Source organism: Xanthomonas sp. F10, from assembly GCF_014206815.1.
GTDB classification, from domain to species: domain Bacteria; phylum Pseudomonadota; class Gammaproteobacteria; order Xanthomonadales; family Xanthomonadaceae; genus Xanthomonas_A; species Xanthomonas_A indica.
Genome location: NZ_JACHNP010000001.1, coordinates 207,306 through 234,279 on the forward strand (window position 1 = coordinate 207,306; position 26,974 = coordinate 234,279).

Genomic DNA, 26,974 nt, shown 5'->3' on the forward strand with positions numbered 1-26,974 from the left:
GTTGGTGGACTCAGCCCGCCGCCGGGAGATAGCGCAAGCGCAGGTCCTGCCCCACTTGCACCACGTCGGCAAGCTGCAGCGGCAGGCGCTGCGCCATGGTGTCGATACCCAGCCCGGCCAGCAGCGGTCGGGCGCTGTCGCCCAACAGCAGCGGCGCCATGTACACCAGCAGCTCGTCGACCAGGCCGGCACGCAGCAGTGCGCCGCTCAGCGTCGCCCCCGCTTCGACCTGGACCTCGTTGATGCCGCGCTCGCCGAGCAGGCGCAGCGCCGCGTGCAGGTCGCAGCGGCCGTCGTGCAGCGGCACCGCGGCGAACGCGGCGTGATCCGAGGCCGGCGGCGCGCGGTCCGGCGCATGCAGGTACAGGGTCGGTGCGCTGCCGTCGCGGACCTTGGGCTGGGCCAGGCTGCGCAGGTGCGCATCCAGCACCACGCGCAGCGGCGGCATCACCTCGGTCGCTGCGTCCAGGCGCACGGTCAGCGCCGGGTCGTCGGCCAGCACGGTGCCGGCACCGGTGAGAATGGCGCCGGCGCGGGCCCGCCAGTGCTGCACGTCCTGGCGCGCGGCAGGACCGGTGATCCATTTCGATTCGCCGCTGGCCAGGGCGGTGCGTCCGTCCAGGCTGGCGCCGAGCTTGATCCGCAGCCACGGGCGGCCGCGCTCCACCCGCGACAGGAAACCGCGGTTGAGCGCGCGCGCCTGCGCCTCCATCAACCCCGCCTGCACCGCGATGCCGGCCTCGCGCAGCAGCGCGAAGCCGCCGCCATTGACCTGCGGGAACGGGTCGGCCATCGCCGCTACCACCCGCGCCACGCCTGCCTCGATCAGCGCAAGCGCGCATGGCGGGGTGCGGCCGTAGTGCGCGCACGGCTCCAGGGTCACGTAGGCGGTGGCGCCGCGTGCGCGCTCGCCAGCGGCGCGCAGCGCGAACACCTCCGCGTGCGGCCCGCCGGCGCGCTGATGGAAGCCCTCGCCAACCACCGCGCCGTCGCGCACGATCACGCAGCCGACCATCGGGTTCGGCCGCGTGGTGTAGGCGCCGCGCTCGGCCAGGCGCAGGGCCTGCGCCATCCAGCGATGGTCGTCGGCGGAAAATCCGGGCGACTGCGGATCGCTCATGCGGCACCGCCGCCGGCGTCGATGCGCATCACCACCACGTGCAGCGGCCCGAGCGGCAAGTCGGCGTGGCGCTGCCAGCCCAGGCGCTCGTAGAACGGCACCAGCACCGGCTCGCAATACAGATACAGCCACTGCACGCCGAAGCGCGCGGCGGCCTGCACGCAGTGTGCGACCAGGGCGGCGGCGACGCCGGCACCGCGCGCCTGCGGCCGCACGTACAGCGTGGCCAACCACGGCGAGAACTGGCGGATACGCGCGTCGTCGTTCTGCAGCAGGCTCACCGAACCCAGCCAATCCTCGCCGTCCAGGGCGATCCAGCTGGTGGGGATGCGGCGGTCGTCGCGGTGGCTGCGCAGGTCGGCCTCGGCCTCCACCACGTTCCATTCCGGCAACAGCGGACCGAAGGCCTGCAGATGCTCCTGCGCCAGCGCGGGGATGTGCTGCGCCGCCTCGGCCAGACAGACGATGCGCATGCGCTCAGCGCTTGCCGGTCTTGTCGCCCGGCTTGGCCGCGCGCACCAGGTCCAGCAGCGGCAACTGTTCGCTGCCCACCGGCAACTCGCGCTCGAGCTTCTCGATCTCCTCGCGGAAATCGGCCACGTCCTGGAAGCTGCGGTACACCGAGGCGAACCGCACATAGCCGACGTGGTCGAGCTTGCGCAGCTCGGCCATCACGTACTCGCCGACCCGGATCGAGGGCAGTTCGCGCTCGCCAGACATGCGCAGCTGGTGCACCACCGCACGCACCGCCGCCTCGATCTGCTCTTCGGCCACCGGCCGCTTCTGCAGCGCGCGATCGAAGCTGGTGCGCAGCTTGCGCGCATCGAACGCCTCGCGGCCGCCGTCGCTCTTGATCACCGTCGGCAGCTTGAGTTCGATGGTCTCCAGCGTACTGAAGCGCTCACCGCAGGCCTCGCACTCGCGACGACGGCGGATCGTCGCGCCGTCCTCGGACACGCGCGAATCGATCACCCGGGTATCGGTGTGCTGGCAGAAGGGGCAGTGCATCAGGGGCTGGGATTGGGGATTGGGGATTGGGGATTGGAAAAAGCAGGAGCATCAGGAGCCGAGCTTACGCCCAATCCCGAACCCCCAATCTCCAATCCCCGCCGCTCAGCCATACACCGGATACTTGCGGCACTGCGCGGTCACCGCGTTGCGCACGCGCGCCAGCACGGCGTCGTCGGCCGGGGCGTCGAGCACGTCGGCGATCCAGTTGGCCAGGTCGACGCAGTCCTGTTCCAGGTAGCCGCGGGTGGTGATCGCCGGGGTGCCCAGGCGCAGGCCCGAGGTCACGAACGGCGAGCGCGGGTCGTTGGGCACCGAGTTCTTGTTGACGGTGATGTGGGCCTTGCCCAGCGCCGCTTCCGCGTCCTTGCCGGAGACATCGCGGCCGATCATGTCGACCAGCATCAGGTGGTTTTCGGTGCCGCCGGAGACGATCTTGTAGCCGCGCGCGATCAGGGTCTTGGCCATGGCCTGCGCGTTCTTCACCACCTGCTGCTGGTAGCCGGTGAACTCCGGCTCCAGCGCCTCCTTGAACGCCACCGCCTTGGCCGCGATCACGTGCATCAGCGGGCCGCCCTGGATGCCGGGGAACACGATCGACTGCAGCTTCTTGGACAGGTCCTCGAGCTTGTCGCCGGCACCGGCGGCACTGGCGACGATGATGCCGCCACGCGGGCCGCGCAGGGTCTTGTGGGTGGTGGAGGTGACCACGTGCGCGTGCGGCAGCGGGGTCGGATAGACGCCGGCGGCGACCAGGCCGGCCACGTGCGCCATGTCCACGAAGAAATACGCGCCGACCTTGTCGGCGATGGCGCGGAAACGCGCCCAGTCGATCACCTGCGAGTAGGCGGAGAAGCCGGCCACCACCATCTTCGGCTTGTGTTCCAGGGCCAACCGCTCGACCTCGTCGTAGTCGATCAGGCCCTGGTCGTTGACGCCGTACTGCACGGCGTTGAACAGCTTGCCGGAAGCGTTGACCTTGGCGCCGTGGGTCAGGTGGCCGCCGTGTGCCAGCGACATGCCGAGGATGGTGTCGCCCGGCTGCAGCAGCGCGAAGTACACCGCCTGGTTGGCCTGCGAGCCGCTGTGCGGCTGCACGTTGGCGTAGTCCGCGCCGAACAGCTGCTTGACCCGGTCGATCGCCAGTTGCTCGGCGACGTCGACGAATTCGCAGCCACCGTAGTAGCGCTTGCCCGGATAGCCTTCGGCGTACTTGTTGGTGAGCTGGCTGCCCTGCGCTTCCATCACCAGCGGGCTGCAGTAGTTCTCGCTGGCGATGAGCTCGACATGGTCTTCCTGGCGGCCGGCTTCGGCGGCGATGGCGCGGGCCAGTTCGGGATCATAGGTTTCGATGCGGGCGTCGCGCGGGAACATCGGGTCTCCGGGGGCATGGACAGAAGGCAGACGACTAGTTTAAGCCCCGCGCGCGCCCGAGGGCGAACCAAAACGCGAACGGCCTCCCGAAGGAGGCCGTTCGCCGGTGTTGCAACCGAGGTCAGCGGCCGCTGAGCACCAGGTCGGCGATGACGCCGGTGGCGATGGCGACCAGCAGCAGGTTGCCGGTGTCGTCGCGCACCCAGCGGTAGCCGTACGGCGGGCGCCGGACCTGATAGCGGTCGTAGTCGTAGACCACGTAGTTCGGGCCGTAGTAGCGCTGGCCGCGGGCCCAGCGCGGCGGACCCGGGCGGTAGTAGACGACGTCCGGGCCGTTGCGATAACCGTCGCGGTAGCCGCGGTCGTAGGCGCGACGGGCATCGCGGCGGTCGCGCTCGCGGTCGCGCCAGTAGCGCTCACGGTCGGCGTCGCGGTAGCCACGGTCGTACCAGCCGTGGTCGCGCGGACCCGGGCCCGGCGGCGGGGGCGGCGGGCCCGGAGGACCCGGCGGGCCCCAACCGGGGCCCGGGCCGCCCGGACCCCAGGCGAACGCGGGTGGCGCCATGAAACCCAGCGCCAGCGCGGACGAGAGGGCAATTGTGGCAATGCGTTTCATGTTCATGGCAACTCCGTCACGTGGTGTGGCGGTTGCATTTAGGCCGTTTTCGTCTGAACCGTCTCCTGCTGGAATCGGTTACGTATTCAGCTTGCCGGATCGGGCTAGGAAAGCGTTCATCCAGCGGCATTTCCTGCCTGCGCATGCAGGCGCAACAGCGCAGCCTGCGCTGTGTCATCGGCTGGCAAATAGACCACCAGGCGGTTGCCGTTGCGCGGCGCCGACCACCAGTTGACCTGATGCAGGCGCAACTCGCCTTCCGTCGGATGGCGGAAGCGCTTGAGCTGGTTCTCCACGCCCCGCACCTCGCGCCGCTGCCACCACAGCGCATCGAATTCGGACGAGGCCGCACGGTAGCGCGCCAGCAAGGCCTCCCATTCCGGCTCGCCCAGGTGCTCGGCCATCGCCGCGCGCAACATCGCCACCATGTGCTGCAGCACGTCCTGCCGATCGAGCAACGCGTCGCGCCAGCGCGGATTGGTGAAGGCCTGATAGACGCAGTTGCGGTCGGCGTCAGGCAAGTCGGCCAGGGTCACGCCCATCAGGCGCTGAAAGGCCGGGTTGGCGCCGAGGATGTCGAAGCGCGGGGTCTGCAGCATCGCCGGCCACGGCCCGAGCTGGTCCAGCAACATGCGCGCGGTGCCGGTCAGCCGTTCGCACGGCGGCGGCGCCAGTGCGGTGGTGCCGCCCACCCCGGCCAGCGCCAGCACGTGCGCGGTTTCCACCTCCGAGCACTGCAGGGCGTGGGCGATGGCGGTCAGCACACGCGCCGAGGCGCGCACCGGGCGCCCCTGTTCCAGCCAGGTGTACCAGGTCACGCCGACATCGGCGAGCAAGGCCACCTCCTCGCGGCGCAGGCCCGGGGTGCGCCGCCTGCCGCCGCGCGGCAGCGCCAGGCGCGCCGGATCCAGGCTCTCGCGGCGCGCGCGCAGGAAGGCGCCCAGCGCCCGGGCGCGCTCGCTGGCCAGGGCCGGGCCGGACGCGGCGGGTGCGGCCGCCCGCTGCGGCGTGGGGGTGGAATGCGCGAGGTCCAGTTGCATCGTCTTCTCCGCGTTGCGGTCCGCACGTGACCAACGGTGCCGTGCCGGCGCACGGCGAAGGCTGCGCCGCCGTGTCCCGCCTGCCTGCCGGATGCGGTGCCGAGGCGACCGCCCGGGATGCCAGGGAGGCACCTTCAGTACCAGGATAAATGAGTCCTTGTACCAGTTTACTGGGCTTCCATACTGCGCGCCATGACCTCCCCCGCCTCCCCCGCCTCCCCCACCTCCGACATGTCCACCACCGCCCCCACCCTCAGCCGCCGCGGCCTGGGCATCCTGCTGATCGGGCAGATGCTGCCGTTGATCGACTTCTCCATCCTCAATGTCGCGCTCGGCTCGATCGCGCACACGCTGCACGCGTCGGCGACCCAACTGGAACTGATCGTGGCCGTCTACGGCGTCGCCTTCGCGGTGGGCCTGGCGGCGGGCGGCCGGCTCGGCGACAACCTCGGCCGGCGCCGCGTGTTCGGGGCCGGCGTGCTGCTGTTCGGCCTGGCCTCGTTGCTGTGCGGCGTGGCCGGTTCGGTGGGCGCGCTGCTGGCCGGCCGCACGCTGCAGGGGCTGGGCGCGGCGCTGGCGGTGCCGCAGATCCTCGCCACCATCCACGTCAGCCTGCACGGCAAGGCGCACGCGCGGGCGCTGGCACTGTACGGCTCGCTGGGCGGCATCGCCTTCGTCATCGGCCAGGTGCTGGGCGGATCGCTGGTCAGCGCCGACATCGGCGGCTCCGGCTGGCGCAGCGTGTTCCTGATCAACCTGCCGTTCTGCCTGCTGGCGCTGGCCAGCCTGCGCGCCGTGCCGGAGACCCGCGCGTCGCAGCGGATGCCGCCCGACCTGGCCGGCGCCGGGTTGCTGGGGCTGTTCCTGGCCTGCCTGCTGCTGCCGCTGGCGCTGGGCCCGGCGCTGCACTGGCCGCCGGCGTGCCTGGCGGTGCTGGCGGCCTGCCTGCCGCTGCTGGCGGTGCTGACCCGGGTGGAACTGTGGCAGGAACGGCGCGGACGGACCCCGCTGCTGCCACCGGCCTTGCTGCGGCTGCCCAGCGTGCGCTTCGCGCTGCTGGTGGGCGGGGTGTTCTTCACCTGCTGGAGCGGCTTCATGTTCGTGCTGGCGCTGACCCTGCAGACCGGCGCCGGTCTCTCGCCGCTGCAGTCGGGCAACGCCTTCATCGTGCTGGGGGCGGCCTACTTCGCCTCCGCGCTGGTCAGCGCCCGCGTGGCGACGCGCTGCGGCCCGCTGCCGACGCTGCTGCTGGGCTGTCTGGTGCAGATGCTGGGCCTGCTGGCGCTGGGCTGGACGCTGCACGCCGTGTGGCCGCATCCGGGCGCGCGCAACCTGGCGCCGGCGACGACGCTGATCGGCGCCGGCCAGGCCTGGATCGTGGCCAGCTTCTACCGCATCGGCCTGTCCCAGGTCCCTACCGCGCATGCCGGCGCGGGCAGCGCCATGCTCTCCACCATCCTGCAGGCGGCCATGGGCCTGGGCCCGGCGGCACTGGGCGCCATCTATGCGCACGCCCGCGGCGGCGGCAGCCTGGCCGCGATGCAGGCCGCCCTGCACAGCGAATGGCTGGCGATGCTGGTGCTGGTGATCTGCGCGCTGTTCTATCTGCGCCGGCAACGTCGCGCGGGCGCCTCGTCAACGGCGACCACGGCTGCGCTGCCGCCGATCGCCGAGTAGGCCGCGCGGCAACGAATGCCGGCGGCCGTCCGGCTATAATCCGCCATCCCTTTCGACGCCCTCCGGCCGCCGGCCGGCGGGCGACCTGCGCCTTTGGAGCCGCCATGTCGCAATACATCTACACCATGAACCGGGTCAGCAAGACCGTGCCGCCCAAGCGCCAGATCATCAAGGACATCTCGCTGTCGTTCTTCCCCGGCGCCAAGATCGGCCTGCTCGGCCTCAACGGCGCCGGCAAGTCCACCGTGCTGAAGATCATGGCCGGCGTGGACACCGATTTCGAAGGCGAGGCGCGTCCGCAGCCCGGCACCAAGGTCGGCTACCTGGCGCAGGAGCCGGAGCTGGACCCGAACAAGACCGTGCGCGAGTCGGTCGAGGAAGGCGTGGGCGAAGTGCTGCAGGCGCAGGCCGCGCTGGAAGCGGTGTATGCCGCCTATGCCGAGGAAGGCGCCGACTTCGACGCGCTGGCCAAGGAACAGGAGCGCCTGGAGGCGATCCTGGCCGCCGGCGACGCGCACACCCTGGAGAACCAGCTCGACGTGGCCGCCGACGCGCTGCGGCTGCCGCCGTGGGACGCCAAGATCGCCAACCTGTCCGGCGGCGAGAAGCGCCGTGTGGCGCTGTGCCGGCTGTTGCTGCAGAAGCCGGACATGCTGCTGCTCGACGAACCGACCAACCACCTCGACGCCGAATCGGTGGAGTGGCTGGAGCAGTTCCTGGCGCGCTACACCGGCACCGTGGTCGCGGTCACCCACGATCGCTACTTCCTCGACAACGCCGCCGAGTGGATCCTGGAACTGGACCGCGGCCGCGGCATTCCGTGGAAGGGCAACTACACCGAATGGCTGATGCAGAAGGACGAGCGCCTGAAGCAGGAAGAGAACCAGGAGAAGGCGCGGCAGAAGGCGATCCAGAAGGAACTGGAGTGGGCCCGGCAGAACGCCAAGGGCGGCCGTTCCAAGGGCAAGGCGCGTCTGGCGCGCCTGGACGAGCTGCAGTCGGTCGATTACCAGAAGCGCAACGAGACCAACGAAATCTTCATTCCGCCGGGCGAGCGCCTGGGCAACTCGGTGATGGAGTTCAAGAACGTCTCCAAGAAGTTCGGCGACCGCCTGCTGATCGACAACCTGTCGATGATCATCCCGCCGGGCGCCATCGTCGGCATCATCGGCCCCAACGGTGCCGGTAAGTCGACCCTGTTCAAGATGATCACCGGGCAGGAGAAGCCGGATTCGGGCGAGATCGTGGTCGGGCCGACCGTGCAGCTGTCGTACGTGGACCAGAGCCGCGACAAGCTGGAAGGCAACCACAACGTGTTCCAGGAGATTTCCGGCGGCCTGGACATCCTCAACATCAACGGCGTGGAGATCCAGTCGCGCGCCTACATCGGCCGCTTCAACTTCAAGGGCCAGGACCAGCAGAAGATGGTCGGTTCGCTGTCCGGCGGTGAGCGCGGCCGCCTGCACATGGCCAAGACCCTGCTGCAGGGCGGCAACGTGCTGCTGCTCGACGAACCGTCCAACGACCTGGACATCGAAACCCTGCGCGCGCTGGAAGACGCGCTGCTGGAGTTCCCGGGCAACACCTTCGTGATCTCGCACGATCGCTGGTTCCTGGACCGCATCGCCACTCACATCCTCGCCTTCGAGGGCGACTCGCACGTGGAGTTCTTCCAGGGCAACTACCGCGAGTACGAAGAGGACAAGAAGCGCCGCCTGGGCGACGACGCCGGCCCGAAGCGCTTGCGCTTCAAGGCGCTGAAGTAAGCCACAGCGCGTTTCTAGCAGCACCCGCCACGGCCCGCCTCGCGCGGGCCGTGAGCGTTCTGGGACTTGCAGGTGATCGGCGCTGTCGTAGGAGCGGCTTCAGCCGCGACCGAGGCGTAACCGGTAACGCCCGGTCGCGGCTGAAGCCGCTCCTACGAAAAGCACGTCGATCCTGCGCTACAGCTCGTACGACAGCACGTCCTCGAAACCGAACTTGTCGAAGTCGCGGATGCGCGAGGGATACAGCCGGCCGATCAGGTGGTCGTGCTCGTGCTGGACCACGCGGGCATGGAAACCCTCGGCCTCGCGCTGCAGCGGGGTGCCGTCCGGCAGCACGCCGCGGTAGCGGATGTGCCGGTAGCGCGGAATCACCGCGCGCAGCCCGGGAATGGACAGGCAGCCTTCCCAGCCGTCCTCCAGCTCGTCGGACAGCGGTTCGATCACCACATTGGCCAGGGCGGTGCGCGGCACCGGCGGCGCGTCCGGATAGCGCGCGCTGCGCTCGAAGCCGAACACCATCAACTGCAGGTCCACCGCGATCTGCGGCGCGGCCAGGCCGACGCCGCGTGCGGCGTCCATGGTCTCGAACATGTCGGCCACCAGCGCGTGCAGCTGCGCGCTGTCGAAGTCGGTGACCGGCGGCGCCTGGCGCAGCAGACGCGGGTCGCCCATGCGGATGATGTCGCGGATCATGGCGAACTCCTGGCAGCGGGGATGGCCGCGATTATCCGCCGTGGTGGCGGGGCGTGCAGCGGGGTAACTGCGCACCCTGCAACAGCCGTGATGCAGCGTTCCGATCCCGCGCGCCGCAAGGCTGCTGGCGAAAAGCTGTAGGAGCGGCTTCAGCCGCGACGGGCTCTCCCGTGGAACGCCCGTCGCGGCTGAAGCCGCTCCTACGTACGACGGGAGCAGCGCGCCCGCGGCGCCCTACTCCGGCACGTACGGCGAGGCCAGCACCTGCGGACGGCGGCCGAGGCCGGCGCCGAGCCGGTCGAGCACGAAGCGCACGTAGATGTTGGTGCTGAATTGGGTGTAGTCGCGGGCGTTGTTGAACAGCAGGCGGCCGCCCAGGAACAGTTGCGGGGCGATCTGCCACTCCGCCGCGCCGGCGATGTTGTAGGACATGCCGGTCTTGCTCTGCCCGGCGTAGACCGGCGCGACGTAGCGGTCGGTCAGGCCCAGCAGCGCGGCCAGCGAGGCAGCGTCGTAGGCGGCCTGCTGCATCTGCGCGCTGGTCGGGAAGTACGGGCTGTCGTCGCTGCGGAAGTGCTGCACGCCGACGCTGGCGTCCACGCTCCAGTTGACCGTGCGTCCGGCCGTGCGCCCGCTCCAGTGCACCGGGAAGCCCAGGTCCACGTAATCCTGCGGGCTGAAGTAGCCGCCCTGGCCGTAGGTGTAGCCGCCCAGGTTCTTGTCGTACTGCATCGCGGTCAGGTTGAGGCCGGCGGTCAGCGACTGGTTCTCGGTGTCCAGCGCGTGCACGTACACGCCCAGGTCGACCTGGCGGTGGTCGTTGTCGGCGACGTTGCGGCCGACCAGGCGATCGGCGCTGACGCTGGCGTAGCCGCCGAGCAGGCCGTTGTCGAGGGTGGCCGACAGGCGCAGGCCGTTGCTGGTCACGCCGCCCCAGCCGAGTCCGGCGCGGCCGTCGTCGACGCCACCGAAGGACAGCAGGCTGTCGCTGACCGCACGCCGGAACACCTCGCCCGAATAGGTCAGGTTCTCGCCGGCCTGGCCGCGATAGCCGACGCCGCCGACGATGCGCCGCTCGGGGAAGCCGACCGGCGTGCTGCCCAGATCGGCGCTGAAGCCGCCGTTCTTGTAGGTCACCGCCATGCCGACGCCGCGCGCGTCCTGGTCCATGCGCCGCGCCCCGTTGCCGTTGGCAGCCATGGTGTACAGCGCCTGGCTGAAGCCGGCCGGGGTCAGCGCCGCGGCGGTGGGGTTGGCGGCGAGGTTGCGGAAGCGGGCGATGTCGGCGGCGCTGAGGTCGGCGCTGCGCGAGGCATCGCCGAGGATGGCGCTGGCCAGCGTGCCGATCGCGGTGTCGGCGGCGGTATTGCCGAGCAGGAACGCCGACAGCGGTTCGGCGTACAGCGCCTGCAGCGCCGCCGCCTCGCGCTGCGCATTGGTCAGCGCCGGGTCGGTGTCGTTGAACAGCTTGTTGTACAGCCCGGTGTTGACCGCGTAGGTGCGCAGCGCGTTGCGGGTGACGTTGCTGTTGCCCTCGGTGAGCAGCAGTTGGTACAGGTCGCTGCCGACCAGGGTGTCGATCGGGGTGCGGTCGGCGGCCAGGGCATCGCCCATCGCCGCCGCGGGGCCGGCGCCGAAGCGGCTGGCGGTGGCGTAGCCGGTGCCGAGCGTGCCGGCATCGAGCAGGGTCGGGGTGACGTCGACCTGCAGCTTGCCCTCGCCTACTGCGAACTCGCCGTGCAGCGGCACTTCCAGATCGCGCAACCGGCCCAGGCCGGCTTCGCCGTCGCGGGCGCGGTAGCTGGCGCCGGTAGCGAGACTGTCGCTGTTCTCGGCCTGCACCTCGCGCAACTCGTCGAGCACGCTGGAACCGCCCACGGACGTGGCCGCTGCGGGCGGCTGGCGCAGGGACCCACGCGGCGCGGCGGCCAGCAACCCGTCATCGCCGGGCAGCGCGCGCGGTGCGGTGCGGGTGGTCGTGGTCGTGCGCTGGCCCGGCACCGGCAATGCGGCCAGGGCCACGCCGGCGGCACTGGCGCTGGCCGGCGGCGGCAGGTCGTCGCCGGCGGCCACGGCCAGCGCGGATCCCGGCAGTGCGGACGCCGCGTAGGCCGGCGCCGGCATGCCGCCGCCGAGGCTGTCGGACACCACCGCGGCGCTGCGCGGCATGCGCCCGTTCATGCCGGCGAACGGATTGAGCGGGCGCCCGGCGGCGGCATAGGACGCCGGGCCATTGGCCGCCGGCAGGCCGTTGTCGTACTGTCCCGCCTCGCGCGCCTGCGCCGCCAGCGCGGCGCGGAAGTAGCTCTCGGCCTTGCGGTTCTTGCCGGCGCTGCGGTACACGCGGCCGGCGGCCGCGAGCACCTGCGGCGAATCCGGCGCCTGCGCCAGCGCACGTTGCAGATAGTCCTCGGCACTGTGCAGGTCGCGCAGCGCGGCGGCGGTGTTGGCCGCGGCGATCAGCGTGTCCAGGTCGTTGGGCGACTGCTGCAGTTGCTGCTGGTACAGCACCAGCGCCTGGCGCTGGTCGCCGGCGGCGGCGTACAGCCGCGCCAGCGCGGCCACCGCCTGCGAATCCTGGTTCTGCTGCGCCAGCAGCGGCGCCAGCGCGTCGTAGGCGGCTTCGAGGTTGCCGAGTTCGCGCAGCGCATCGACCTGGCGCAGCACGTAGCCGCTGCGCAGCGCCTGGTAGCGGCGTTGCTGCTCGGCGCTCATGTCGGCGTCGCGCAGTTGCCGCAGGGTCGCTGCCAGTTCCGCGTCCTGGTGCGCGCGCAACAGCACGCCGGCGTACTGCAGGCGCGCCTCGGTGGAGGGGTTCTGCGCGACCAGGCGCTGCGCCAGGGTCAGCGCGCGCTGGTTGCTGCCGATGTCGGCATAGGCACCGGCCATCGCCGCCAGCAGCGCCGGCTGCTCCAGCGCATCGCCCAGCGCGGCCTCGGTGCGGCCCAGCAGCAACTGCGCTTCGCCGCCACGGCCCTGCTGTTGCAGCAGCCGCGCCTGTGCCGCCTGCTGTTCGACCCAGGCGGTATTGCGCAGCGCACGCATCTCGGCGGTGCGCGCAGTGGCCGGGATGCGCTCCAGGCTGGCGTAGGCGGTGGCCCAGTCGCCACGCTCCTGCGCCAGCAGTGCGTTGGCGTACAGCGCCTCGGGCATGTCGCCGTGCACCGCGAGCAGGCCATCCATGACGCTGCGCGCCTGGTCCGGACGCCCGGCCTGCTGGTACAGCCGCGCCAGGTCCAGGCGCACCCACGGATCGCCCGGGTTGTCGACCATCGCCTTCTCCAGTTCGCTCTGCGCGGTGACGCTGTCGCCGGCCTCCAGCGCCTGCTGCGCGCGGGCGCGCTGCAGGTTGGCTTTCAGCGCGGACTCGCCGCCGGCCTGCTGGCGCTGCGCCGGGCTGAGCCGGGCGAACAGCGCACTGGCCTCGGTGGCGCGACCCTGGCGGCTGTACAGGGCGATCAGGCCCTGCAGCGCGCCGCTGTCGTCGGCATGCAGACGCAGCGCCTCGCGGTAGCTCTTCTCGGCCGCGGCGGCGTCGCTGGCCGCCTGCAGGTCGCCCAGCAGCGCGTAGCCGGCGGCCTCCTCGGGCTTGAGCTTGACCGCTTGCTGGGCCAGGCGCAGCGCCGCGTCGCTGTCGCCGCGTGTGCGTGCGTCCTGTGCCTGCTGCAGTTGCAGCCAGTAGCGCGCGCTGTCCAGCGCGCTGCGCCATTTGCCGTTGGCGGCCGCGGCCGGGCGCAGCAGTTCCTGCGCTTCGCCGAAGCGCTGCTGGCGCAACCGCACCGAGCCCAGGCCGCCGAGCGCCTCGGCATCGCGCGGGCGCGCGCGCAGCACCTGCGCGAAGCGCTGTTCGGCCAGCGCCAGGTTGCCGGCGTTGAGCGCCTTGAAGCCCTCGCCGAGTTGTTCGCCGGCCGGGTCGCCGCCGCCTTGCGCGCGCCGCGCCTGCACCTGCGCCAGCTTGTTGGCGACCTCGGCATCGTTCGGATTGGCGGCCAGGAACGCCTGGTACAACGGCGCATCGGCGAGCCCGGCGTTGAGCCACAGCAGGGCCTGGCGCCAGGCGGCGCGGGCCGGGCCGGCGACATCGGCACGCTTGCTCAGCGCGGCGAGCTGGGCGATGCCCTCGCGCCGCGACGGTTCGCGATAGGTCAGCACCTGTGCCAGCGCCAGCGCCGCGGCGGTGTTGTCCGGCTGCGCGGCGGCCAGGCGGCGCAGGCCGTCGCGCGCGCCCTCCCAGCCCTGCGGCGTGCCGGCCAGCGCCTGGTAGTACTCCAGCGCCAGCGCGTCCGGCGGGCCCTTGCCGTCAAACAGCGCCTGGTAGGCGCGCACCGCGTCCACGTAGCGGCCCGCGGCGGCGGCGCGGCGCGCGTTGCGCAGCTCGATCGTGTCGCCGCTGCCACCGCTGCCGCCGATCGACATGGCCAGGCGCTGGGTCTGCGGCGCCTGCGGATGCGCCTTCTGCAGTTGCGCCAGGCGCTTGCGCGCGTCGGTCTGGCGGCCCTGCGCCAGATCGATCTGGGCCAGGCCGAGCAGCGCATCGGGCTGGTTCGGGTCGACCTGCAGCAACTTGCGCCAGGCGTCGGCGGCGAGGTCGTCGCGGCCCTGGTCATGCCAGTAGTTGCCCTGGCTGACCAGTTGCTGGGTGGCGGTGGCGTTCTGCGCCTGTGCGCTGCCGGCGAGCAGGCACAGGTCGATCATGCCGGCCAGGTACAGGGGCTTGAGGTTCATGCGGAGCATTGGGTTCTCCAGGCGGGCTGCAGCGCGCCGTCTGCGGAAAAGCGGTAACGGTTGTCGAGCCAGGCGCGGCCGAACAGGATCAGCACCCGGTCGTAGTAGGGAAGCCGGGCCGCGGCGGCGTCGCCGGGCGCGGGAATGCGTTGCGCCTGCGCCTTGAGCAGCGCCGGTTCGCGCAGCGCGCTCAGGTACGGCAGCAGGGCCGCGGAAAAGCCGGGCGGCGCCTGGCCGCTGCCGACGCCCTGGCGGGTGTCGATCTTCTCGTCGAGGCGGCCCTGCGCACGCAGTTGCTGCAGCGGGCCGGACAGATCGTCGAGCAGTGTCTTGCGCAGCGGCTCGGCGGGATCGAGCATGCCGGCCCACAGGTACACGCGGATCGCGTCGTAGCTGCCCAGCGCCCCCTTGTCCGGATCGACGCCGAACTCGCGGCCGTTCCAGGCGATCCAGTCCGGGGCGAAGCCGACCGGCGCGCTGTCGCGCAGCAGGCGCGCGCTGCGCGTGGCCAGGCCGGCCCATGGCCCCTTCGGATCGACCGCGGCGAAGCGCCGCAGCAACTGGATCGGCAGGTAACTGGGGTTGAGCGTCCAGCGCTGCGGCTTGACGAACCCCTTGGCCGCCGGCAAGAGCATGCTGCCGAACCCGGGCAACTCGGCAAGCTCGGTGCGCCGCACCAGCGCCAGCGTCTGCAGGCCGGCCTGGGTGTAGCCGGGCCGCTGCCACAGGCGCCCGGCCTCGAGCAGCACGTAGGCGATCCACAGGTCGGCGTCGCTGGCGGTGTTGCCGTCGAGCACGCGCCAACTGTCGTCGCTGGCGCGGCCCCACAGCCACGCCGGCAGCACCTGCTGCGGGCGGCCGCCGCACAGGTTGTGCCGGGTCCAGCCGAGCACGCGCTCGAACAGCACCTGGTCGTTGGCCACCAGCGCGAAGAACAGCGCGTAGGACTGGCCTTCGGAAGTGCTGCGCTGGTCGGCGTGCTGGAAATCGATCACCCTCCCGCTGGCATCGAGGTGCTTGCCGACGAATGCGGTCCACTCGCGCCACGGCGCGCAGGCCGGCGCTGCGGCGAGCGCGGCGCGCGCCGGCGGCAGCAGCGTCGCCGCACCGGCGGCGAGCAGGCCGCCGAGCAGGCGCCGGCGTTGGCCAGTGTGTGCGTTCACTGGCCTTCCTGCAGCCGCGCCGCCGAATGCCGGCGCAGCACCACGCGTGCGGCCAGCGCCAGCAGCACGCTCAGCGCCACCACCGCCAGGCCGAGCAGCAGCGGATGCTGCGAGAAGTACCAGCGCGCCCAGGTCGGCAGCGGCAGGTGGCCGACGTAGTAGGTCTGGTTGCCGGCCAGGCTGCGCACCTTGCCCTTCTGCAGCAGCACCACGCTGCCCTGGAAATCCTTCAGCGTGGCCGGTTCGAACCAGGCGTCGAAGAAGTCCTCGACGCTGGCCGGGTCCTCGGCCAGCAGCGCGACCACGCTGCGCCCGGCCTTCAGCGGCGACTGGAAGCCCATCAGCACCACATCGCCGGGCGCCGGCTTCACCGCGACCTCGGCAGTGGTCGGCAGGTCGGTGCGGCGCGGATCGAACGCCAGGAAGCCGGGCAGCTTGTCCAGCACCCAGTCGCTCATCGAAAACCGCTGTCCGCTGGCGCCATCGCCGATCGGCAGCACCGCGCTCCAGCGCTGGAACAGCGGCTGCGAGCGCAGACTGCCGAACACCAGCAGGTCGCTGTCGGCGTGCTTGTCGACCTCGGCGGCGTGGATCAGGGTCACCCGCAGCGCCGGATAGCCGGTGGACGCGCCGAGCCGGCCGAGCAGGGTCAGCAGGTTGGCCATGTCCTGATCGCCGATCTCGTCCGGCACCACCACGGTGGATTCGGACAGGTCGGCCAGGCGCGTGAACGGGAAGCCGGCATTGCCGAACGCGGCCAGGTTCGGCATCGCCATGTAGTGATGGAACGAGCGCAGGTCCACGCTGGAATCCGCATCGATCGCGCCGGACACGTCGGGGAAGGTGTTCTTGCACGCCTCCGCCTGCGGACGGTCGAAGAAGAAGTGGAAGCGCAGCTGGCTGTTGGCCGAGAACGGCCCGGTCGGCAGCAGCAGCTTCTGCTCCACCGGCATCGCGCCCTTGGGCGAGAGCTCGTGCCACCAGCGCAGCGGCAACGACTCGGCGTAGGCGTGACCGGTCAGCGGCAGCGTGGTCACGAAGGCCTCGTTGATGCTGACGTTGAGCGCGGACTTGTTCTGCGTCTCCGGCACCGTATAGCGGTAGCGCAGGTTGATCGGGATGCCGTCGCGCTGCCACACGAACAGATCCGGCGGCAGCTGCAGGCCGACCCGGATCAGATCGGGGTGGTAGCCACTGACGTTCAGTTGCGCGGTCTGCGCGACCAGCTCGCCGAAGCGCACCGGCCTGTCGCTGGAGATCCAGTTGGGCGCGTCGTAGGGCTTGCGCGGCTGCGCCTGCTTGAGCTCGCCGATGCGCGCCACCGGGCCGTTGAACGGCGTGCCCAGGCTCAGCGCGGTGGCGGCCTGCTGCAGGTCGGCGTCGTCGCGGCCCAGCACCAGCAGCAGCTTGCCGGTGGCATCGCGCGGGTTGGCGACCATCGCCAGGGTCGGACCGGAGATCTCGCTCAAGCCGGCCTGGGTCGCCGCCAGTTCCGCCGGCAGGGTCGCAGCGGTGGCGAACAGCACCGCATTGCCGGTGGCCGGCACGTCGCCGATGGCCACGCCGAACGACGCGCCGCGGTAGCCGGCCTGCGCGCCGAACCAGGAGGCGACGATGCCGGCGCTGCGCAGCGTGGGCAGGTCCGGGCGTTGCGGGAACACGAACGGCAGTTCCAAGCGGCGCGTGTCGCGCTTGTCGTAGAACGGCACCGGCAGCAGCGCCAGGTCGTTGCGCAGCACCAGCGGGGTGGCGGTCAGCGACAGCCGCGTGGACGGATCGATGTTGGCCCACAGGCTGGTGTGGTCCGGGTCCTCGCAGTCGCGGGTGTAATGGCCGATCAGCTGCAGGTTGAGCCGGTTGTAGTCGCTGATCAGGCGCGGATCGATCGGCACGTCGCTCTGCTGCAGCTTGCCGGCGTTCTCGCGACTGACCGGCAGGGTCGCCACGGTGACGCCGTTGACGCTGACCTTCAGGTGCGACAGGTCCGGCAGCAGCGCCGGCGAATAGCTGTACACCAGGTGCAGGTTCGCCGCCTGCACCACTTCGTCGGTACGGGTGCTGAAGGGAATGCCGGCGCTGCCCTGGATGCCGCGCAGGGTCATCTCGTAGTCCACGCCGAGCTGCTTGAGCGTGGCCGAGCGCTCGCGCTCGGCCGGCGACGGCAGCGGCGTGGCGGTCGCGGCGGCCGCCGGCGACGGCGCGGTGGCGGGAAGGGTCGGCTCCTGGGCCAGGGCGAGGCCGGACAGGACCGTGAGACAGCACGCAGCCAGGGCGGGTAGACGCATCGACGGCAACCGGAAAGAAGGGAAAGAGAGGGAGCAACGCACCACCGCGGGACGACGACTCACGGCGCCGCCTCCTCGCCGGTGGCGCGGCCGCGCCAGCCGCTGCGCGCGCTGCTGGCGATGTGCTGACCGAGGCGCCGGAAGCCGCGCATGCTGGCCGCGAACACGCGCCCCAGCGACACCCAGAAGCGGTCGCGGTCGTGGCGGCCCCACTGCGACACCCAGATGTCGGCGCGGGCGAAGGTGCAGGCCACCAGCCAGCGCTCTTGTTCGATCGACATCGGCCGGAACTGGATGCTGATTTCGCCGTCGCGGTCGTGGCGCACCATCGCCGGCAGGCGCTTGGAACTGCCGCGCTGCGGCAGCGCGATCTCCACCGGCATGTCCGGCTCCACCGGCACCGGCGCGAGCAGGCGCAGGGCCATGCCACCGGTGGAGAAGTTGACGGTGCGGCAGGCCAGTTCGCGGCCATCGGCCAGGTGCAGCGTGGCCGGGATGTCCAGCGGCACGCGATGCGAGCGGCGCACCTGGCGCATCTCGCTGGCGGTGGCGATGGTGGCGCCGAGCAGCAGCACGTTGTAGGCGGTCCACGCCAGGTTGAACCAGATGGTCTGCGCCTCGCCGCCGGCCTGCACGCTGAGCAGGCGCATCACGCCCGCGACCACGCCGGCCAGGTTGAGCACCAGCAGGAACAGGTAGGGCTTGGCGATCTGCCCGTCGAAGTAGCTGCGCGGCACCAGGCCGCCTTTGGGGGTGACGTTGAACTTGCCGAGCTTGGGATTGAACAGTGCCACCAGCGTCGGGCGCAGGATGTACCAGGCCAGGGTGGTCTCGTAGACCTCGTTCCACAGCAGGTGGCGGAACTTGCCCTGGGTGCGCAGGTTGGTCAGGTTGGCCTGCAGGATGTGCGGCAGCGCGTAGGCCAGGATCATCAGCGCCGAGGCGTGGATCACGTGCGCGCCGAAGAACAGGAAGGCCAGCGGCGCGGTGAGGTACACGATGCGCGGCAGCCCGTAGAAGAAGTGCAGCATCGCGTTGGCGTAGCACAGCCGCTGCGACAGGCGCAGGCCCTTGCCCAGCAGCGGATTGTCCAGCCGCGCGATCTGCGCCATGCCGCGCGCCCAGCGGATGCGCTGGGCGACGTGGCCGGACAGGCTCTCGGTGGCCAGGCCGGCGGCCTGCGGCACCGCGATGTAGGCGCTGCGGTAGCCGCGACGGTGCAGCTTCAGTGCGGTGTGCGCGTCCTCGGTGACGGTCTCCACCGCCACCCCGCCCACTTCCTCCAGCGGCTTGCGCTTGATCACCGTGCACGAGCCGCAGAAGAAGGTGGCATCCCACTGGTCGTTGCCGTCCTGCAGCAGGCCGTAGAACAGCTCGCCCTCGTTGGGCACCTTGCCGTGGTTGCCGAGGTTGCGCTCGAACGGATCGGCCGAGAAGAAGTAGTGCGGCATCTGCACCACCGCCAGCTTGGCGTCGCGCAGGAACCAGCCCATCGCCACCTGCAGGAACGAGCGCGTGGGGATGTGGTCGCAGTCGAAGATCGCCACGTACTCGCCGCTGGACTTCTTCAGCGCGGCATTGATGTTGCCGGCCTTGGCGTGGAAGTTGTTGGTGCGGGTGACGTAGTGGATGCCGGCCTGCGCGCAGAACGCGCGAAACTCGTCGCGGCGGCCGTCGTCGAGCAGGTAGATATTGAGCTTGTCGGCGGGCCAGTCCATCACGCTGGCGGCGAGAATGGTCGAGCGCACCACCGACAGCGGTTCGTTGTAGGTGGGGATGAACAGGTCGACGCTGGGCCATTGCCGCTGGTCGGCCGGCAGCGGCAGCGGCCGCCGGTTCAGCGGCCACAGCACCTGGAAATAGCCCAGGGCCAGGATCACGAATGCGTACAGTTCGGCCAGCAGCAGGCCCAGGCCCAGGCTCAGGTCGATCGGGCTGCTCATGCCCACGGTCTGGGTCAGGCGCCACCAGATGTAGCGCGAGGACACCGCCAGCGACAGCGCCATCATCACCAGGATCGCCAGGCGGCTGCCACTGCGCCGCAGCAGCATCGCCGCGGCGAACACCACCAGCGAGAACACCAGTTGCTGCGGCACCTCCATGGGGATGGCGACGACGAAGACCAGCAACACGGCGCCCAGCAGCCACAGCGACCAGTTGGCCAGGACATGCAGCGGGCGCGCGGCATGCGACGCGGAGGCAGCGCTCATCGGCGGTTCCTAACAAGGGGGAGGAGGTCGGCGCGCGGTCTTCCCCACCACGCGGCGACGGCAAACAGGGCGGCGCCCGAGGCGCCGCGCGGCATCAACGAGTCAAGAAGCGCTTGAGCGGACCGCCCGGCGCCGGCACGGCGGCCTCGCGGCCAGCCTCGAGCAGGCGCTGGAACAACTGCTGCAACGGCGTGCCGCTGCCGGTTCCCGCCACGGCGGCGGCCGGCGCCGGCGCAGCCGGGGCGGCAGGCGCTGGCGGCGGCGGCGCAACCGGCAACGGGGCGGCCGGCCTCGGCTCGACCGCGGCGCGCACTACCGACAGCACCGGTGCCGGGACGGCGGGCGCCGGCGGCGGCGGCGGCGCCGCGACCGGCTCCACCGCGCTGAGCCGGTCGGCGGAGAAATCCTGGTAGGCGGTAGCGCCGCTGCTGCCGAGCTTGGCGAACAGGCTGGAGACGTCGTCGCCGGTTTCGGCACCCGTCTGCTTGGACTTCTTGGACATGACTCCCCTCATGACGATCTGAAAATAGTCGGTCGCTGCCGCCGCGCTCAGCCGATCCTGGCCAGCACGAAGCGCCGCAGGTCTTCGTTCCCGGACGACAACGCACGCACGCCCAGCCCGGCCGACATGCCGACCTGCACGAACCATGCCTGATACACCCCCTCCAGGAACCCGTCGGCGCCGGTGGCCTGCCCGGCCAGGCCGATGTGCAGCGGCGAACCGGCGTGCAGCAGTTCGACGCGGTCGGCGTGTTCCTCGAACCGCGCATAGCCCCATTCCAGTTGGTCCCAGAGACGGTTGGCCGCCTGCTCCAGGTCCTGCAGGGTGGCGCAGGCACCGACCGGATGTTCGGCGGCGAAGCGGCGGCCGATGCGCGCCATCAACAGCGCCAGGTCCTCGGCCCCCAGTTCGGCGGCGAACTCCTCGGCCAACGCGCGCAGAAAGCCGCGCCACTGCCGCGAACAGGCATGGGTGCGGTAATGGGTCTGCAACGCGTGAGCGCTCATCGAGGAAGTCTCTGGGCAGGGACGGAACGACAACGGCGTAGCGGCTGCGGCGCCTGGCCGGCCGTCGCCGACCGCCACTATTGCGACACAGTTCTCACTTTATCGCGCAGTGTATCTCACTCCCTCTTCACCGCAAAGTCCCGATGCGCCGAACTGCGACGCCTGTCCGGCCGTCCCGGGACCGCGGCGTCCGCCGCGTCGGCGCACTGCCGCAGCGCTCAGCGCGGGTCCTCGGCCGGCACCTCGAACACCTGGCGCAGGTAGGCCAGGTAGGCCGGGTCGTCGCACAGGGTCTTGCCCGGCGAGTCGCTGAGCTTGGCCACCGGCTGGCCATTGCAGCGGACCATCTTGATCACGATCTGCAGCGGCACCAGGCCCAGGTCGTTGGTCAGGTGCGTGCCGACGCCGAACGCCAGCATGCAGCGGTCGCGGAAATGCGCGTACAGCCGCATCACCTTGTCGATGTCCAGGCCGTCGCTGAACACCAGGATCTTGCTGCGCGGATCCACCCGATGCCGCTGCAGGTGCGCCAGGATCCGCTCGCCCCATTCGAACGGGTCGCCGGAATCGTGGCGCATGCCGTCGAACAGCTTGCAGAAGTACAGATCGAAATCGCGCAGGAACGCGTCCAGGCCGACCACGTCCGACAATGCGATGCCGAGGTCGCCGCGGTACTCGCGCGCCCACGATTCCAGCGCCGCCGCCTGCGAGTCGCGCAGCCGCGGCCCCAGCGCCTGGAACGCCTGCAGGTACTCGTGGGCCATCGTGCCCAGCGGGGTCAGCCCGTAACGGCGGGCGAAATGCACGTTGCTGGTGCCGACGAACTGCTTGCCCAAAGTCTGCTGCAGCACCGGCAGCAGCTCGCCGTGCCAGGCCCGCGAATAGCGGCGGCGGGTGCCGTAGTCGGCGATGGCGCAGCCGTCGTATCCGGGGGTATCGCGCAGCAGCGCGATCTTGGCCTGCAGGCGGCGCAGGCCTTCGGCATGCTCTCCCCCGCCGGCATTGCGGAACCACACCTCGTTGACGATCGCCAGCAGCGGCACCTCGAACAGGATGGTGTGCAGCCACGGCCCGCGGATGTGCAGTTCGATCTCGCCGGGCACGCTGGTCGAGGCCTGCACCTGCAGATACTTGCGGTCCAGGTGGAACAGCGCCAGGAAATCGACGAAGTCCGGCTTGATGAAGCGCATCGCACGCAGGTAGTCCAGTTCCTCCTCGCGAAAGCGCAGCGCACACAGCGCGTCGATCTCCGCCGAGATCTGCGGCAGGTACTGCGCCAGGTCGATGCCCGGGGTACGGCACTTGAAGCGGTACTCCACCTGCGCGCCGGGATGCTGATGCAGCACCGCCTGCATCATGGTGAACTTGTAGAGGTCGGTGTCCAGCAACGAGTCGATGATCATCGCGCGATTATGCGCCCGATGCGTTGCGCCAAGTTGTCGCCCTTTGCAAAAGCGGTCATCGCAGTCGCCACCGCATCGCCACACCTGTTCTGGCTCCTGCTATTGCTATTGCTTTTGCTTTGACGACCCCCTCATCGCGGCAGGCACGGCGGGTGAATACCCGAAGGGCGGCGCGCAGGATGCGCGTCGTTTTTCGCCGGCACATGGATGTGCCGTCGAAAAATGTCCGTCGTGGCTGCGAACCCGGAGCGCGTAGCGCGGAGGGCGCGCTGCAGGGTGTGCTTGACCAGCCTTCGGCTGTGGTGAAGCGCTTCTTTTGGTTACTTTTCTTTGCACAAGCAAAGAAAAGCGACTCGCCCGCAGGGCGAAAGCATTTGCCTTTGCGTCAGCTTGTGCTTGAGCTTCGTTCTAATCGCAGAAGCAGCTTCAAACGTGACAGGCATAATCGATTACGTTGGTCGCGGCTAAAGCCGCTCCTACAAGTAAGCGATGTCCCGCTGAGCAGTGAAAAATTGCGTTACTGGAAGTGTCCTGCAGCCGCCACCGCGAACGAAAGGCCATGCACCATGCGTCACCGCTTCAGCACCGCCTGCGCCGGCTTGTGCTGCACGGTGAAATCGCTGTCCTGCGCGCCGCCGGCGTCCGGGTCGGTGTACCAGCACCACAGCGCGATGCCGGCGATGCGCGGCTGCGCGTCGAGCACCTCGCGCCACTCGTGCAGCACCTGCGCCTGCAACGCGGTGTCGACGTCGGCGGTGCGCTGCTCCGGGCTTTCCCACGGCGCGGCCAGGCTGCCGCGCGCCGAGCGCAAGCCCAGTTCGGCCACCCACACCGGGCGGCCGCTGCGCTCGGCCAGTGCCTGCACGCGCGCCGCTGCCGCATGCATCTGCGCGCGCCGCTGCGCCGGCGTGGCGGAAAGCGCGGGGTACAGGCTGGTGCCGACGAAATCGAAACGGTCCCAGTAACCGAAGCGCTCGGCCTGCTCCAGGCCGTCGGCGACGTAGCCGATCGGGCCGCGATAGACCTGGCGCACCGCCGCCAGCAGCGCCGGCCATTGCGGCGCATCCTGCAACTGGCGCAGTTCGGTGCCGACGATCAGCGCGCTGGCGCGTTCCTCGGCGGCGACCTGGGCCAGTTGCAGCAGCGCGCGCTGGTAGGCGGCGAACCAGGCATCGCGATCGGCCGGCGCGGCCTCGCCGGCCCAGTGCCCGGGAATCCACAGATGCACCTTCAGCACCGGCTGCAGGCCCGCGGCGCGCATCTGCCGCAGTCCGGCGCGGATCAGCGCCGGGCTGCTGTCGCTGCCCAGCACCGGCGCCGAGGACTGCGGCGCGGCCTGCCAGACGAAGGCGACCAGCAGCGCGCGCGAGGCGCCGGCATCGGCCAGTTGCCGCAGCGACTGCTGCGCGGCCGCGCTGCCCCAAGGCGCCTGCGGCGAGACCTTGACGTTGGCGCCCAGCCACGGCGGCGCCGGCGCCGCACTGCAGCCGCCGGCGCTCAGCGCCAACAGCAGTGCGGCCAGCAGTCTCACGGCGATCGGCGCCATACCCGGTAGATGCCCTGGTGGTAGACCAGACTGTAGCCCGGCAGGCCCTGTTGCCATAGCTGCGGGAAGCGCCGGTTGAGGCTGTCCAGGGCGCCGGCCTGGCTGGCCGGGTCGCTCACCACCACCTGCGCCGGCATCTGCCGCGGATCGACCAGCGCCTGCTTGAAGCGCGGGTCGAACGGCAGGATCAGTTGCCTGGCGTCGCCGCGGGCGACGATTACCGGGTAGCTGGCGCGATCGTCCAGCAGGGTCGGCAGCCGCGCCTCGGCCAGCCACGCGCCCAACTGTGCGGCGTCGGCATGGCGCGGCGGCGCCGGCGCCTGCAGCGCGGCGATCCAGTCGCGGGTGGTGGAGGTGGCGGTGCGGGCGATCACCCAGCCGCTGGACACCGCGCCGGCCAGCAGCAGCGCCAGGCCCAGCCAGCGCAGGTCGCGGCGCAGGTCGCCCAGCACCAGCGCCACCGGCACCAGCAGCAGGGCCAGGAAGTCCAGCGGCTGCGCAGTGAAACGCGCCCAGGTGGCCAGCGTGCCGGCGCCGATCACGGTCAAGGTGGCGGCCAGCACGCTGCGCCAGGTGTCGCCGGCGCGGGTGTGGCGCAGCAACAGCAACAGCGGCGCGCTGACCAGCCCGGCCAGCAACAGCCACAACGGCGGCCACCACGGCTGCGCCGCGGCCTGCTGCAGCCACGGCTGCAGCGCCGCCTGCGCATAGATGCCGCGGAAGGCGGAGTTGGCGTCGCGCACGAACAGCAACGGGTCGCCGAAGAACATGTAGTTGAGGTACATCCAGGCCGCCACCGCGAACAGGAACGGCAGGTAGCACACCAGGTAGAACGCCAGCGGCGCCTGCCGCATCAGGCGCGGCGGCGCGATCAGGAACAGCCACGGCGCCAGCGCCACCGCCAGGAAGCAGGCGCGCTCGTCGACGAAGAACAGCAGGCACAGGCTCGCGGCCAGGCGCAGGTAGGCGAAGGCTTCCGGATCGTCGCGGAAGTGGCGCAGCGCGCGCGCGGCCACGTAGAACACCAGCAGGCCCAGGCCCTGGTTGTTGCCGGACAACGTCGGCCACAGGAAGAACGGCTGCAACACCAGGCCCGCGCTCAGCGCCCACGCCCAGCCGCGCCCCAGCCCGGCGGCGATGTCGCGCCACAGCAGGGTCACCAATGTCGCCCCGGCCAGCACGTCGACCAGGTACGGCAGCAGCGGCGTGGACAACCCCGGCAGGCCGCCGATCAGCACGCCCAGGTACAGCGAGGCCTGCGCGTACAGGAAACCCAGGTACTCGATGCGGAAGCCGGCCGCGTCGCGCAACAGCAGCAGCTTGGCGTACTGCGCCATCGCGTCGTCGCTCATGTAGCCATGCGCGAGCAACCGGTGGCACAGCAGCGCCAGCAGCGCCGCGGTGAGCACGAACACCGCGGTGCCACGCGCGCGCGGCGGCGCGTCAGTCGTCGAGCGCGGCGCGGCGCTCTTCGGCCATGTGCTTGCTGATGCCATGGGTGGTTTTTTCCCAGTAGAACGGGTTGCGGATGAGCTGCCACAGGCCCTTGTAGGCGGCGATGGACTGCAGCAGCCAGTACAGCGGCACGGTCAGCGCGTAGGGCGCCAGGCGGAAGTAGTCGCGCTTGAACGCCGCCACCAGGGTCATGTAGATCAGGAAGCCGTTGCCGAGCAGCAGGTTGAGCAGGCTCAGGTACAGCAGCGCCGGCGGGAAGAACGGATCGAAGAATTTCGAGCCCACCGCCAGCCACAGCCCGTAGCTCAGCCACATCAGCGGCGCGGCCAGTGCGGTGAAGAAGGTGCCGCCGACGAACAGCTGGAAGCCCCAGAACCCGCGTACGCCGGTGGAGCGGTACAGCTGCACCGGGTTGCGCATGTGCACCAGCCAGGTCTGCATGTAGCCCTTGAGCCAGCGCGAGCGCTGCCGGATCCAGTTGGGGATGCTGACGTTGGCTTCCTCGAACGTGGTGGAGTTGACCACGCTGACCCGGTAGCCCTGCTGGGTCAGGCGCACGCCCAGGTCGGCGTCCTCGGTGACGTTGTACGGATCCCAGGCGTGGACCTTGCGCAGGATGTCCAGGCGGAAGTGGTTGGAGGTGCCGCCGAGCGGAATCGGGATGCGCAGGGTTTCCAGCGCCGGCAGGTAGAAGTCGAACCACAACGTGTATTCCAGCGTGAACATGCGCGTGAGCCAGTTCTCGTCGGCGTTGTAGTAGTTCAGCCGCGCCTGGATGCAGGCCACGTCGGCCGGCGACTTGCGGAACGCGGCGACCACGCGCTTGAGCTGGTCCGGCTCCGGCTTGTCCTCGGCGTCGTAGATGGTGAGCATCTGCCCGCGGGCGAAGCGCAGCGCGTAGTTGCAGGCTTTGGGCTTGGTCTTGGGCTGCGACGGCGGCACCCGGATGATCTCGAAGAACGCCTCCAGGCCCAGCGCCTTGGCCGCCTCGATGGTCTCGGTGTCATCGGCCTCCAGCACCAGCTTCACGTCCAGCTTGGAGGTCGGGTAGTCGAGCCGGCGCAGCGCGTTGGCCAGGATCGGCAGCACGTCCGGTTCCTTGTACATCGGCACCAGCACCGTGTAGACCGGCAGGTCCTCGTCGCCGAGCGCGGCCACTTCTTCGTCGCTGACCTTGATGTCGATGCGGCGCCGCGCGCCGCGCCAGGCCAGCACCAGCTTCAGCCCGAAGGTGGCCAGGAACGCCACCGCGATCAGCGTGTTGAGCGCGATCAGGGTGACCAGCGGCCACAGCGCCAGGGCCGCGGCCAGCACCACGGTCAACGCCACCAGGAAGGCGGACTGCGCGCGGGTGATCACCTGCCGCGCCGAATGCTCCGGTGCATGTTCGGCCAGCAGGTTCAGCGCGTCGTGGGTGAGCTGCGCGTCGGCGTGCTGCTGCAGGCTCCAGACGATGTCGAACTTGGAGGTGCCGACGAAGCGCACCTGCTCGCCGTAGGTGGCGCGCGCCCAGGCGAAGATCTCCGGGCCGGGATCGGCCACCGCCAGCACCAGCTGGCCGTCCTCCTCGCGCCACGGCAGCACCAGGCGCTGCGCGTAGTCGGCCAGCCGCTCCGGCTGGAACAGGGCCGGGTCGATCGGTTGCTGGAGCAGATTGACGAAATGCAGCCCGAAATGCTGCGCCAGCACCGTGTAGAAGCGCAGCGCGGCCACCCCACGCTGCGCCAGCACCACGTCGCCCAGCCGCGAGCGCCAGCGCGACTGCAGGGTCAGCGCATTCTGCAGCTGCGGCGGGTCGATCACCCCCGCGGCAACCAGCGCCTCGCCGATCGGCGCCTGCAGGCCGCCCTCGGTCGGCAGCCGCCCGAGCCGGCCGGGGGCGCTC

19 protein-coding genes are annotated in these 26,974 nt (G+C 70.6%); 2 read left to right on the forward strand and 17 right to left on the reverse strand.

All coding sequences use genetic code 11. The features are described 5' to 3' along the window. Positions 1-10 precede the first annotated feature (10 nt). The 6 genes from ribD to FHR56_RS00975 all read right to left on the reverse strand — a co-directional run bounded on the left by ribD (position 11) and on the right by FHR56_RS00975 (position 5,158). A complete protein-coding gene (ribD, locus tag FHR56_RS00950) occupies positions 11-1,120 on the reverse strand; it encodes a bifunctional diaminohydroxyphosphoribosylaminopyrimidine deaminase/5-amino-6-(5-phosphoribosylamino)uracil reductase RibD (RefSeq protein WP_160948417.1) in 1,110 nt (369 codons plus the stop codon). After that, positions 1,117-1,593, reverse strand: coding sequence for a GNAT family N-acetyltransferase (locus FHR56_RS00955; protein ID WP_160948416.1), 477 nt, complete (start codon positions 1,591-1,593; stop codon positions 1,117-1,119). Before FHR56_RS00955 ends, ribD begins: the two co-directional genes overlap by 4 nt. Positions 1,594-1,597: 4 nt before the next feature. Beyond that, positions 1,598-2,128, reverse strand: a complete 531-nt coding sequence (gene nrdR / locus FHR56_RS00960; RefSeq protein ID WP_010340907.1) for a transcriptional regulator NrdR — start codon at positions 2,126-2,128, stop codon at positions 1,598-1,600. A gap of 105 nt (positions 2,129-2,233) precedes the next feature. Further along, entirely contained in the window at positions 2,234-3,502 is a 1,269-nt protein-coding gene (glyA, locus tag FHR56_RS00965; protein ID WP_160948415.1) for a serine hydroxymethyltransferase, read from the reverse strand. Between the two features lie 121 nt (positions 3,503-3,623). Continuing rightward, positions 3,624-4,124, reverse strand: a complete 501-nt coding sequence (locus tag FHR56_RS00970; RefSeq protein ID WP_160948414.1) for an RcnB family protein — start codon at positions 4,122-4,124, stop codon at positions 3,624-3,626. 110 nt (positions 4,125-4,234) lie between these two features. Next, positions 4,235-5,158, reverse strand: a complete 924-nt coding sequence (locus FHR56_RS00975; RefSeq protein WP_160948413.1) for a helix-turn-helix transcriptional regulator — start codon at positions 5,156-5,158, stop codon at positions 4,235-4,237. Between the two features lie 231 nt (positions 5,159-5,389). Here FHR56_RS00975 and FHR56_RS00980 point away from each other — a divergent pair, with 231 nt between their 5' ends. Both FHR56_RS00980 and ettA read left to right on the forward strand, forming a co-directional pair. Further along, positions 5,390-6,835: an MFS transporter gene (locus FHR56_RS00980; RefSeq protein WP_160948283.1), complete on the forward strand. Its 1,446-nt coding sequence runs from the start codon at positions 5,390-5,392 to the stop codon at positions 6,833-6,835. 104 nt (positions 6,836-6,939) lie between these two features. Then, the gene (ettA, locus tag FHR56_RS00985) at positions 6,940-8,601 is read left to right on the forward strand and encodes an energy-dependent translational throttle protein EttA (protein ID WP_017908418.1); all 1,662 of its coding nucleotides are present in this window, start codon (positions 6,940-6,942) and stop codon (positions 8,599-8,601) included. Between the two features lie 177 nt (positions 8,602-8,778). On the opposite strand, the gene FHR56_RS00990 is transcribed toward ettA, so the two are convergent. The 11 genes from FHR56_RS00990 to FHR56_RS01040 all read right to left on the reverse strand — a co-directional run bounded on the left by FHR56_RS00990 (position 8,779) and on the right by FHR56_RS01040 (position 26,949). Beyond that, positions 8,779-9,294: a peptide deformylase gene (locus tag FHR56_RS00990; protein ID WP_160948284.1), complete on the reverse strand. Its 516-nt coding sequence runs from the start codon at positions 9,292-9,294 to the stop codon at positions 8,779-8,781. Between the two features lie 234 nt (positions 9,295-9,528). Beyond that, positions 9,529-14,028 carry a cellulose synthase subunit BcsC-related outer membrane protein gene (locus tag FHR56_RS00995; protein ID WP_160948285.1) on the reverse strand — a complete coding sequence of 1,500 codons (4,500 nt, stop codon included), beginning with the start codon at positions 14,026-14,028 and terminating at the stop codon, positions 9,529-9,531. Next, entirely contained in the window at positions 14,016-15,182 is a 1,167-nt protein-coding gene (gene bcsZ / locus FHR56_RS01000) for a cellulose synthase complex periplasmic endoglucanase BcsZ (protein WP_160948286.1), read from the reverse strand. Before bcsZ ends, FHR56_RS00995 begins: the two co-directional genes overlap by 13 nt. Then, positions 15,179-17,467, reverse strand: coding sequence for a cellulose biosynthesis cyclic di-GMP-binding regulatory protein BcsB (gene bcsB / locus FHR56_RS01005; RefSeq protein WP_160948287.1), 2,289 nt, complete (start codon positions 17,465-17,467; stop codon positions 15,179-15,181). Before bcsB ends, bcsZ begins: the two co-directional genes overlap by 4 nt. A gap of 59 nt (positions 17,468-17,526) precedes the next feature. Then, complete coding sequence (gene bcsA / locus FHR56_RS01010) at positions 17,527-19,677, reverse strand: UDP-forming cellulose synthase catalytic subunit (RefSeq protein ID WP_160948288.1); 2,151 nt, start codon at positions 19,675-19,677, stop codon at positions 17,527-17,529. Positions 19,678-19,771: 94 nt separating this feature from the next. Next, positions 19,772-20,179 (reverse strand): hypothetical protein, encoded by a 408-nt coding sequence (locus tag FHR56_RS01015; protein WP_160948289.1) that lies wholly within the window; start codon positions 20,177-20,179, stop codon positions 19,772-19,774. 47 nt (positions 20,180-20,226) lie between these two features. Further along, positions 20,227-20,685: a cellulose biosynthesis protein BcsD gene (locus FHR56_RS01020; protein ID WP_184502388.1), complete on the reverse strand. Its 459-nt coding sequence runs from the start codon at positions 20,683-20,685 to the stop codon at positions 20,227-20,229. A 218-nt stretch (positions 20,686-20,903) separates the two neighbouring features. Continuing rightward, the gene (pncB, locus tag FHR56_RS01025; RefSeq protein ID WP_160948290.1) at positions 20,904-22,088 is read right to left on the reverse strand and encodes a nicotinate phosphoribosyltransferase; all 1,185 of its coding nucleotides are present in this window, start codon (positions 22,086-22,088) and stop codon (positions 20,904-20,906) included. Positions 22,089-22,659: 571 nt separating this feature from the next. Next, positions 22,660-23,625, reverse strand: a complete 966-nt coding sequence (locus tag FHR56_RS01030; protein ID WP_160948318.1) for a glycosidase-like protein — start codon at positions 23,623-23,625, stop codon at positions 22,660-22,662. Next, positions 23,616-25,130 carry a hypothetical protein gene (locus FHR56_RS01035; RefSeq protein ID WP_160948291.1) on the reverse strand — a complete coding sequence of 505 codons (1,515 nt, stop codon included), beginning with the start codon at positions 25,128-25,130 and terminating at the stop codon, positions 23,616-23,618. Before FHR56_RS01035 ends, FHR56_RS01030 begins: the two co-directional genes overlap by 10 nt. Beyond that, positions 25,078-26,949, reverse strand: a complete 1,872-nt coding sequence (locus tag FHR56_RS01040; RefSeq protein WP_237473367.1) for a glycosyltransferase family 2 protein — start codon at positions 26,947-26,949, stop codon at positions 25,078-25,080. Before FHR56_RS01040 ends, FHR56_RS01035 begins: the two co-directional genes overlap by 53 nt. Positions 26,950-26,974 lie beyond the last annotated feature (25 nt).